We start from the raw sequence: 9,320 nt of genomic DNA on the forward strand, positions 1-9,320 counted from the left end.
CATGCCGGGCACCTGTTTATGCAGATGGAACATCTGGATATCAGTGTGTATGGCTACACCGCATTTAACTGGCTATACGGCATAGCCCTAGCGGCCGTTATAGAGTTCATAATTCTGATATTCATTATCAATGGGTATCGTAATACCGGTAAGTTTTATGCCGTGGTAAGCTTTTTTCTGAACGCATTTTATTACGACTATTGGTTTGAGACAATTCAAAATGCTACGCTGGTGAACATCAAATTGACCTCCATTAGCTTTCTGATTTGCCTTGTTCATTCGCTTTCTGTTTGGCAGCTAAGTGAGTTGTTCTTTAAACGGCTGGCTGGCGAAAAAGAAAAGGTGGTAGAACATTGGTGCCCGGAATGCGAAGCCGGGCCGTTTCCAATAAGCGGTCGCTGGACGGGCATGTTTCGAAGGCACATAAACCTTCCAGGCAAAGCCAGAAAAACGGCGTTCCTGCGACAAAAACCAATGAAATTGAACTCCATAAACTGTAACCCAAATAATTATGAGGAACTTGCTTAATTTTGTAAACCAAACGGTGAGACCGATGAAAATTACAGTCTTAAAAAACGATTCAGGCATGCTTTCCGGCGTAGTAATACCCGCCGAAGAGTTGAACGAACTTAAGCGTTCACTGAAAGATGACTCTGAGTTTTTTAAAACGTTGGAGGCGATTCTTACTGGTCAGAAAAATTCACCCGATAAATCTGAAATCTCTTTATCAAGCGGATTGACGCTCTCTCAGTTTGAAAGCAAGACTCGCGAGATAACCCGCAAATTATACTCGGATGCTTTTCAGAAAGGTCTGCCCATGTATTATAAGGATGGGAGAACGAAAGATGCGTCGCATTTTGTACGTGCTAATCCCGATGGCTCCGAAGATTTAGTCTCTTTCAATCCGGCAAAGAGAGAGTACGCGTTCATTCAGCAACTCGCATCCGCAGGCAAAGGATATTGGTCTGACCTTATATCTGCCTAACACTCCGCTGATATGACTCCGGAATTTTTCGTGATTGCCGGTCCCAATGGGGCTGGCAAAACTACCTATGGCCCTCGGCTTGTACCTCCGGGCGTGCCTATCTTCAATGGCGATCTGGTTTTCGCTGAGCTGGTAAAACAATATCCGCACATTGATCCCGAGCGGTTAAAAGGAGGCGTGCCTGTCGCGCTCGAAAAGGCCAGGGATACAGCGACAGAATTGAAAGCAAGTTTCGCCTTTGAAACCAACTTCTCTTCTGACCTCACTGTTGAGCTGGTCAATCATTTCAAACATCATGGGTACACTGTAAGTCTCATCTATCTTGGCTTAGATGATATCATTTCTGCTGAAACACGGGTGGCTACCAGTAGCGGAAAGGCGTCGATGCGGCTGGTGTTGGCTGAACAGTAGATCAACCGGTTTTTCTGTCACACTATACACGCAGATGATCTGGTCTCCAATGCTGTATAGCCCGTTTGATGGCATCTGGGGAGAGATTTTCGCTCAGTGCGCGATTGACAAGCGCTGGTAGTTCGGCATCTGAAGCAAAGCGTAGTGCAAACAACTGGCTTAGCGAAAGTCTATCTTCCAATGGTTCTAGCCGCTCGTGGGTAAGCAGGTAATACCGGAATCGAAGTTCCAGTCGCACGATGCGATTCTGGTTCGTCAGCGCGTAATGCTGGCGAAGCATAAATGCTACCATGATCATCAGCGCGCAAATTGCCGTTAATCCGGACCATAGCAACGCATGCTCGGGGTCACTAAAAATAAACCAGCCGCAGGTCAGACAGACAAAAAAAATCAGTGGATAAAAAACGAAGTGATGCGGCGTGTAATAGCGCACATGATGTTGATAATCTTGTTTTTTCATAGCGAATCGATAACGGGTTATCCAAAATCGTTCAGCGATGCCGTCAATTTAATCAGCGCGTTATCGATAGCCTTTTCATAGGTGTCGGACTGGTCAGTAACAGCAATCGGTTTTCTGTTTTCCAGCCTAATCTCCAGTTTGCATTTTTTAGTGTTGACACCGGTATGGGCAGGGTCTTCATCTGAAAGATGCGCATCGAGATGTGTAATAACCTCGCGGAACGGTTCCAGTGCCGACTCTATCTTATAGATATAAGAATCAGCGGATTTCTTGCCTCCATTGGCATCTTTCTCTGTATGGAATTCAATTTTCATTTTCACATGATTGATCACTACTAAAGCCGGAAATTATCATGCCACGGCAATTTGCGCGTGCATTGCGGCAACGAGCCACCTGAAAACAGCCCATCTAGTACAATATCTTGCTTCTTTACCTGCCAGGCGGAGAGTAAAACGCACCCGCTTTAACGAATTGTTGATAATTATTTGGTTTGGATCAACGAAGTGTCGAGCATGGATTAACCATGGCAGGAGTTGGAACTACCGTATACAATTTTGGCTAAGCTGCAAAGCAGCAGGGACTTTAGCGAGGGTTAAGTTATGGAATGGTAAGCTGATTAACTCCCTTCCAGGGTAGCGGCTCCTCCCAGTTCACCGGTGATTCGATCAGCTTCCCCGCTTTATTCCATGTCCAGTAGTAATGTTCGCCCGGCACTATTCCATCCTGGATCAGTTCTTCTCGTACATAGTGCACCTTCAATACTTTTCCGCTACGACCAATATCAGCGTATAGCGAATGGTGTAGCGCAGGCCATTGTGCCGGTCCCTCAATAGTCCAGTAAAACGCTCGTTCGATCACAATTCCGCCTTCGTCATAGTCTATACTACCGTTGCCAAATTCGAGCGAAGCAATTCGGCCATTGCCATGCCAGGTGTAGGTTGTGTCTTTCGTAACCCGGCGTTTTAGTTGTCCATTTGTATTATATTCTTCGTCATATAAAACCTGCGTAATCGACTCCACTGATTCATTTTTTGGCTTGCTTTCACGGCGGGATAGGGACGGGTAACTTCTTTCCAGGGATCTTTTGTAAAGGCGTCGATTATCGTGAAGTGCAAATACTTTTTGGTACGTCGTATCTCCAACCGTGTACGTTGCCATTCTTCTCTCTAACGTGCCATCGGCAAACCAGGATTCGGTTGTGTCGTTCCGGGAAAAGTATGAAAGCCGCCCAGACGAATAAAAAACCTTTCGCCATAAGGGAGATTTTTCTTCATAAAGTTCGCGTTCACGGTACATCTCTATTGCCTCAATACCTCCGTCCTTAAAGAAAGTCATCCAACGACCTTCTTTGAATCCGTAACGATTGGTGCGATTGATTTCCTGTCCATTGTATAATTCGCTCGTCGGCTTAACGACCTTGTAATGATCGTTCGAGATTTCAATTTTCTTTCCGTGGAAGTAGGTTTCGTATCCGGCGGCGGGAAGGCCGACTATTCTATATTCAATGGAAAAACAACAATCGCATGCACACGAGTCGGGCGATTCGCCTGTGTACGACAGTAGAAATAGCTTATTGTCCTTAAAATCGACTTGTGGCCTAAAGCCGTAGGTGGCGCAGCACGATTCCCGAAAGCTGACCGTCAGGGACGTGATTCCGTCCTGCACCTTGCTTTCTGTGATGCGGTTTATGAGCCGGTAGGGATCATATGTCTGATCACATTGCCCCGCATTCCATTCCACTAATGCTACCGGCTTATCCCTTGCGGCTTGTTTGCAGGAAAAAAGACTTGCCCATACGATTATGGCCTGCAATGCACATATGATTAGGCCTGACACATTTGCCATAAACTCTGATAGATGAGACAGTTGCTCAATTACTAACATTCTGTTATTTCAATAGTATTAAAACTCCCCGACCTCGAAAACCTCCCTTGTTCGGCTTTCCACGGTGTAATATCGCAAATATGGTTGCCCCTACAAAAGGAAACAAATCGATTACTTTCACGTTTGTAGATTCGTTTTCACGGTTCTACATATTGATTTAAATAAAAGGGCCGAACCGGCCTCGGGTCCGACCCATATACATCAGTAGCTTAAAATGGCACCAAAGAGTTTTGCATCGACTGACTGTTGTTCCTGGCGTATATATATATCCATTTTCCCGTCACGAATGTCTCCTTAGTCTACCAGCAGCGATTTGAGAAGACCTGGCTTTCGATAGTTCTGAAGATCTTCGGGCGCCACAATATCATCGCCGTTTTTGATGTGCAGCATGTACCGGATGCCCAGGTCGGAGGCGGTCCATTGAAATTCGTTGTTGATTAGTACATAGTCGTTCTTTTCAGAATGTCTCGGAAATAGTGCTGCTTTGGATTTGCCCGTTTGAGCATCGAAGAATTCAATGACGCCATAGCGGCTGCAAACCACGAAGGTCTTTCCATTGGGAGATACCATGAAGTCCTGCTCACTCTTGAGAAACTCCGGAACGAACGTCACCTGGCGGACCGCCATCATCGTGGTTAGATCATATATTTCTACGGTGGTACCACTCCATAGATAGAGTTGATTTTTGCTATCCAGCACAGCTTTCTCGGGACGGCCGCTGGTGATGGGGATTTCGTTCTCTACCTTGAATGTTTTGAGGTTGAAGACGACGATGCTTTTATATTCGGTCTGGTAGTGATTGTGTTGGTATAGGATAACGGCATCGTCGGTATACACCAGTGGCTGGGCCGGAAAAGTAATATGACGCGAGGAATCTATGATCGATTGCAGCGTAATGTCCTGGTCACGGTCGTACGAGTAGAGAAGGATATCATCTACCGATGTGAACTCGTAGGTTGGATAACCACCGGGCGATGAACGTTCGGCCTTATTGTCCCAAACCGTTGTGGATGGTTCTTTGATGCTCGATACACGGATATACTGACCCCTTAGGGCTTGATCATAGACAGCAGTGACCGCGTATTTCAGCAAAGGACTGACGTCGGCGGCGTCAGTTTCGAGCATGCGCGTATTATCCGCTACGCTAAACACATAGCGGTAGACTGCATTGTCTGCCGGATTGCGCGCACTGGCCATCATCCATTTTTTATGATAGGAGAAGCGGCCATTCCACAGACTCCCTGGCATCCACGGCTGCTCAAGCTGGTCTGTTTCGAGATCGAAAGACTTTACAAATCCGGTTTGTATAAACATGAATTTTTTATTGTCCGGACTCATCTCCGCGCCCCACAATACAGAAGGTGTCTCCTGCACGACGTTCTCGATGGTACGCGTATCGATGTTGATGCTTTTTATGTTGTCTGTTCCGGTACCGTAATCGCATTCTATTGTGGCAATCGTGTTCTGATCGGGTAGGAGATCGAACACCACTTCGGGATCCACGAAGTGGCCGATATGCTGGTCTATGCTTCCATCCGGCTTATATATCATAATACCATCGCTAAACCCGACGATCACATGTTTGTCGTTGGCTGTAAATTTTGCCCGAAGAACCTGCGTGTAATCATCGTGCGAGCGGTAGATAATATTTCCGGTCTCCAGATTCCAGAAGACAGCCTCGCCGTACAAAGACTTCTCGCGGTTGCGCGGCATAGCACCTACCACGGTGCGGTTATCCTGCGAAATGTCCAGCGAATAGAGGTTGGCCGAAGCGCCCTTCAACGTCTTCTGTACGGTGCCGGTATGAATATCCAGCACGTGTATGGTCGAGTCGTGGGTACTGGCGAGCAGAACGTTTTTGTTCGCGGCGACGCTTACAACAGATGCGCCTGCCGGGAGCGCAAAGCGCTTTTGAATGGTATAATCGTTAGCGTCCAGAACATACAGGGAGCCCCAGCCTGTACCGAGCAGTAGCTGTTGTCTATCGCGACTGAACTCCATCGCCGTAATGTTACTATCCGGCACCTTCACTACCTGTATGACATCGCCGGTCCGTTTTTCGCGAACATCAATGGCACCGGAATTGGATAATACAAGCACGTTTTGACTATCGTTGGCAAACAGGATCACTTTGGCGGGCCGCTGATACGAAAACTTATCAACCTGGTGCGGATATTCATACGGAAATGAGCCTGCTACAATACCATCCGACAACTGATACACGAGGATATCTGTTTCATTCGCTAGCGCAGCTTCTTTACCCGTCGGGCTGAGGGCAAGATCCACGGAGGTACCGAACGAGGTGTCGTTATGTAAAATGATCTTATCGCCCGAACCAAGATTGGGGCCACATGAAAGCAGAATTAGCGATGTAACACTTACGAAAAATAGAAGGAGCGTGCGATAGAAATATTTCATGACCGGCTGTAGTGTAGGTCTTCCGAGAAATGGGGTTATATACATCCCCTGGAAGGCCCCAAAGCCGAACATCGGAATATTCGGTAATATAAGCAAACGATGCTCAGTGCCGTCATGTAAGATAGAGGAAGCATTTTGCCGGAAATTAGTTGCTTAAAAGAGACCGACGGCATTCCGCTGAACTGTTAAACGCACATTGAAAAAAAGAAAAATATCTACTGTTATCCAGATCTTCGGAACAAAGGATACAAGGATTCGAAATTAATCCATCTAGAAATTGAGTGCACGGGTAAGTGGCCTGACTTTAAGTTTCATAAGCAATTGGCGCTGGATATTTAAGGCAAAAACGACAATTCAAGGAAACTCCTCCCTCTGCAACAAAAATCTTAAAGCCACAACTTCGTCAGAGTTTTTACCGATTACCCATGCCAGAGATAGGCTTCAAATCCGGTTATCAGAGATAAGCGAAAAGCAAACAATACGCCGCCGCTTTGTCAAACGCCACCCATTTTCCCGATCTTCGTTAATCAGGTCGTTGTAACAACTGACCAGGGTTACTATTGGACCTGGAATCAATCCGGAAAATTGACAAGATCTCCTGAGGGACTGGAAAGAGCCTCTCCCCTGGTTGAAATTTGATCGGTTGCTCATTCCTTATTAACCGTTTTGCCTTTTTCTACTGTGTGCTGGAAGCATTCAGGAGGCAGATGAAGCAGTTCTCTCAGGATTCATCAGCTTCTGATGATTGTACACAAAATTCACAAGCTCGCTTGTAGCCATGCTTAGTTCGTCTGCACAGACGGTAAACCTGGCGGCTATGGCGCTGTATTCCTCCTTCTTGAGGAAATCCCTTTGAATGAGATAGGATAACCCCTTTATTCTGGCCATCGGGCCGCGAATTTTATGAGACGCATTGAAGGCTATAGACTCCAGTACAAGATGGGTCTTCTCACGAAGCTGCTCATGCAGTTTCCGCTCTGTGATAGGCAAGCCGATTGAAAGGAACCCATTAGCCCTTCCGTTTTCGTATGCAATCGGCATGACTACACAATCAAACCAATAGAGCTCCCCTTGCTTGCTTTTATGCTCAACTTCGCCCCGCCAGGCCTTGCCGGCAAGAAGGCTGGCTCTTCGTTGATCGGCACTTGCCTCCTGGTGTGCCGGTGTGGCAAGCAGCGTATAATGCTTCCCCATTAATTCTTCCCGGGTATATCCGGAAGCCTTAACCAATTGATCATTTACCTGAACGAAGTTACCCTCGGGATCATTTATCGTGGAGTAGAGATTTACGTCAATAGCATCGATGTAGGTTTGCAGCTCCAGTGTTTTCTCCTTTACCATGGCTTCCAATTGGCCGGTTAATCCGTGCAGCTTCTCATTAATGGCTTTGATCTCCTCGTTGTTGGATTTTAGCTCCTCTTGTACTGCCTGTACTTCGTTGTATTTTACAGTCAACTTTTCGTCATAGTGTTTCGCCAGGTCACGAAAGAAGGCAATCTGAAAGGATACAACAGCCACGGTATTCAGCAAAATAACAGTAGGTACGACGTTGTAATTGATGTGGGGATCTGGAATGAATGGCGTTTGACTGTCGTAGACTTTGAAAAGTACAAAAATCAAAAAGCATAACAGATTACTGAGGATTATCATATGCCTTTTTTCGAGTATCAGGGTTGCCATGGTAGCAATGGCAATTAATGTAAATTCATTTCCATTCCCTCTACCTTCATAGCACCAATAGCTTATTACGATCAGTGATCCTATCAGATAACTGTTTCGTGCTGCTCCAAAAAGGCCGCGACTATTTAACCACAACACCAAAACAGCAACCGGAATAATATAAAGCGGGCCATAGTAATATTGATATCCAATCAGCGCATAGGTAATTGAAAATACAATCACCGAAAGCGAAGCAATGATCGACAACCCATTGAGTAACATGACACGACCCCGTAACAGCCCGGGAGTAGTAGCGTGGTAACCCATTCTCAGGCCCTTTTTCCACCACGACACCATGATTCCAAAAAAACCGTCCGGTGCTGTAGTCATTTGGTTCTATTATAGCCTCATTCAATTTACAACATCCCATAAACTAATTACAGCTTTGTTTCGGGGTTTTCGGCACTTTCCATGTACCAAACGCCGGTTTTGAAGCAGATCGGGTAAAGTTCTATGGTAAAGGCACTCAAAGAAACTCGCTGAAAAACAAAGGAGAGATGTGAAAAATAATTCCGCACCTCTCCCCCTGAATGGCAATTTTTCTTCTCTACGAATTGATGAATTTCAAGATATCGTTATTAATCGTTTCTGCTTCTGTAGTCGGCATGCCATGGGGGAAGCCTGGGTATAAAATGATCGTACCCTTCTTCAACAGCTTATGTGCTTTTACCGCGGTCGTAGCATACGGAACGATTTGATCGTCCTCACCATGAAGCACCAGGACGGGCACGTCCACGCTCTTCAAGTCTTCGGTAAAGTTTGTTTCGGAAAATACTTTAACACAGTCATAGTGAGCCTTGATGCCACCCATCATACCTTGTCTCCACCAGTTATCCTGTATTCCTTTTGTAACATGAGCACCTTCTCTGTTGTAGCCAAAAAATGGCACTGTAATGTCATGATAAAATTGCGCGCGGTTGTACCGGGTATTGTGCCGAATTTCATCAAAGACAGCCAACGGCACGCCGTCGGGATTTCTGTCATCTTGAATCATGTACGGTGTAACGGCGCTAATCAGCACGACTTTGGCAACGCGGTCTTTACCATATTTTGCTGCATACCGTATGGCCTCACCACCGCCCGTGGAGTGTCCTACGTGAATGACATTTTTAAGGTTTAAGTGCGCTACAAGCTCGGCAACGTCTGCCGCATAGGTATCCATCTCGTTGCCCGTATACGTTTGAGTAGAGCGTCCGTGGCCGCGTCTGTCGTGCGCAATGACACGATACCCCTTTTCAAGGAAAAACATTATTTGGGCATCCCAATCGTCAGATGACAAAGGCCAGCCGTGATGAAAGAAAATGGGTTGTCCTGCACCTAAGTCTTTGTAGTAGATTTCTGTTCCGTCTTTAACTGTGAGCTTGTTCATCTTCGTGAGGTTTTAATTGTTATGAATAATTTGATGATGTAAAGGTGGGGTAAATTAACAAGGCCATCCATGGA

At 46.1% G+C, this 9,320-nt stretch carries 9 protein-coding genes; 3 read left to right on the forward strand and 6 right to left on the reverse strand.

The annotated features are described in order from the left end of the window. The 3 genes from KK062_RS29405 to KK062_RS29415 form a co-directional block, all read left to right on the forward strand. A partial coding sequence (locus tag KK062_RS29405; RefSeq protein WP_254087973.1) for a hypothetical protein occupies positions 1-528 on the forward strand: 528 nt, incomplete at its 5' end. A 25-nt stretch (positions 529-553) separates the two neighbouring features. Next, complete coding sequence (locus KK062_RS29410; RefSeq protein ID WP_254087974.1) at positions 554-985, forward strand: hypothetical protein; 432 nt, start codon at positions 554-556, stop codon at positions 983-985. 12 nt (positions 986-997) lie between these two features. Further along, positions 998-1,396, forward strand: coding sequence for a hypothetical protein (locus KK062_RS29415; protein ID WP_254087975.1), 399 nt, complete (start codon positions 998-1,000; stop codon positions 1,394-1,396). Between the two features lie 22 nt (positions 1,397-1,418). Here KK062_RS29415 and KK062_RS29420 read toward each other — a convergent pair whose 3' ends face one another. From KK062_RS29420 to KK062_RS29445, 6 genes are all read right to left on the reverse strand, one after another. After that, positions 1,419-1,856: a DUF6526 family protein gene (locus KK062_RS29420; protein WP_254087976.1), complete on the reverse strand. Its 438-nt coding sequence runs from the start codon at positions 1,854-1,856 to the stop codon at positions 1,419-1,421. Between the two features lie 17 nt (positions 1,857-1,873). Beyond that, positions 1,874-2,170, reverse strand: coding sequence for an HPF/RaiA family ribosome-associated protein (locus KK062_RS29425; protein WP_254087977.1), 297 nt, complete (start codon positions 2,168-2,170; stop codon positions 1,874-1,876). Positions 2,171-2,453: 283 nt separating this feature from the next. After that, positions 2,454-3,740: a hypothetical protein gene (locus tag KK062_RS29430; protein WP_254087978.1), complete on the reverse strand. Its 1,287-nt coding sequence runs from the start codon at positions 3,738-3,740 to the stop codon at positions 2,454-2,456. Positions 3,741-4,034: 294 nt separating this feature from the next. After that, positions 4,035-6,158, reverse strand: coding sequence for a WD40 repeat domain-containing protein (locus KK062_RS29435; RefSeq protein WP_254087979.1), 2,124 nt, complete (start codon positions 6,156-6,158; stop codon positions 4,035-4,037). Positions 6,159-6,854: 696 nt separating this feature from the next. Beyond that, positions 6,855-8,207: a PAS domain-containing protein gene (locus KK062_RS29440; protein WP_254087980.1), complete on the reverse strand. Its 1,353-nt coding sequence runs from the start codon at positions 8,205-8,207 to the stop codon at positions 6,855-6,857. 217 nt (positions 8,208-8,424) lie between these two features. Further along, positions 8,425-9,246 (reverse strand): alpha/beta fold hydrolase, encoded by an 822-nt coding sequence (locus KK062_RS29445; RefSeq protein ID WP_254087981.1) that lies wholly within the window; start codon positions 9,244-9,246, stop codon positions 8,425-8,427. Positions 9,247-9,320: the final 74 nt, after the last annotated feature.

The sequence above is a fragment of the Dawidia cretensis genome (assembly GCF_018598175.1).
In the GTDB taxonomy this organism is placed as follows: domain Bacteria; phylum Bacteroidota; class Bacteroidia; order Cytophagales; family Cyclobacteriaceae; genus Ohtaekwangia; species Ohtaekwangia cretensis.

Bases quoted from the DNA above. Each gene is read 5' to 3' on its own strand.
- KK062_RS29410 (WP_254087974.1), top strand. From the start codon at position 554: ATGAAAATTACAGTCTTAAAAAACGATTCAGGCATGCTTTCCGGCGTA.
- KK062_RS29415 (WP_254087975.1), top strand. From the start codon at position 998: ATGACTCCGGAATTTTTCGTGATTGCCGGTCCCAATGGGGCTGGCAAA.
- KK062_RS29420 (WP_254087976.1), bottom strand. From the start codon at position 1,856: ATGAAAAAACAAGATTATCAACATCATGTGCGCTATTACACGCCGCAT.
- KK062_RS29425 (WP_254087977.1), bottom strand. From the start codon at position 2,170: ATGAAAATTGAATTCCATACAGAGAAAGATGCCAATGGAGGCAAGAAA.
- KK062_RS29430 (WP_254087978.1), bottom strand. From the start codon at position 3,740: ATGTTAGTAATTGAGCAACTGTCTCATCTATCAGAGTTTATGGCAAAT.
- KK062_RS29435 (WP_254087979.1), bottom strand. From the start codon at position 6,158: ATGAAATATTTCTATCGCACGCTCCTTCTATTTTTCGTAAGTGTTACA.
- KK062_RS29440 (WP_254087980.1), bottom strand. From the start codon at position 8,207: ATGACTACAGCACCGGACGGTTTTTTTGGAATCATGGTGTCGTGGTGG.
- KK062_RS29445 (WP_254087981.1), bottom strand. From the start codon at position 9,246: ATGAACAAGCTCACAGTTAAAGACGGAACAGAAATCTACTACAAAGAC.